The organism is Haloferula sp. A504 (assembly GCF_044385805.1).
In the GTDB taxonomy this organism is placed as follows: Bacteria; Verrucomicrobiota; Verrucomicrobiia; order Verrucomicrobiales; family Akkermansiaceae; genus Haloferula.
In genome coordinates, this window is the sequence record NZ_JBISBU010000181.1 from 1 (window position 1) to 757 (window position 757).

The 757-nt window shown below is 59.6% G+C and carries 1 protein-coding gene; it reads right to left on the minus strand.

From position 1 onward, the window contains the following. Window positions 1-757, minus strand: a 757-nt coding sequence (locus ACG2LG_RS24065; RefSeq protein ID WP_396263435.1) for a transposase, incomplete at both ends; no start/stop codon positions are given.

A 757-nucleotide genomic window follows, 5' to 3' on the forward strand; every position in this document is an offset into this window, starting at 1 on the left:
TGTAGCCAATGGTGGTTTTGCCGCCCTTGCGCAGTTGGCGGCAGTCTGGATCGGTAAGATCAACTTGCCCGGTAGGGCTCTCTTCACAACAGGCCTGATGCCCTTCAAGCACTCCCTTGCGTTCCCGGATCTTGTCGAGTTTGCGACGCAGTTCCTTCGTGTCGCATGGCGTGGAGCGGACCGGCGCGTTGGCGTCATCCGCCTCGGCAAGGGCGGCGGTGTAGCGCTCGATGGCCTCGTCAATCCCTTTGATGAGCTTCTTGAGCTTGGTTTTCGTGAAGCTGCGCGTGGTGCTGTTGACGGCCTTGATGAAGGTCCCGTCGATGGCGACGAGTTCCTTGCCGAAGAGCCGGAGTTCAAAGCAGATCAGGTTGAACTCCCTGAGGATGGCCTTGAGCGGCACGGCACGGTCCTTGCGGAACTCTGCGATGGTGCTGTGGTCGGGGCGAAGATTGCGCGTCAGCCAGATGGCCTGCAGGTTCTCAGTACAGGCGGCTTCCAGTCCGCGGCTTGAGTGGGTCCGCTTGAGGTCTCCCCATAGGTAGAGTTTGAGCAACGTGCCCGGGTGGTGGGAACTGCGACCAACCGAAGATTCCTCGCGCACCTTGAATCCCAGATCCGCCAGATCGAGCTGATCAACAAAGGCGTCGATGGCACGCACCGGACTGGCCTCGGAAACATAATCCTCGATCGCAGCGGGTAACAGCATCGGTTGGTTGCGGTCATCCCCTTCGATGTATTGCGCCATGCCAAAAAC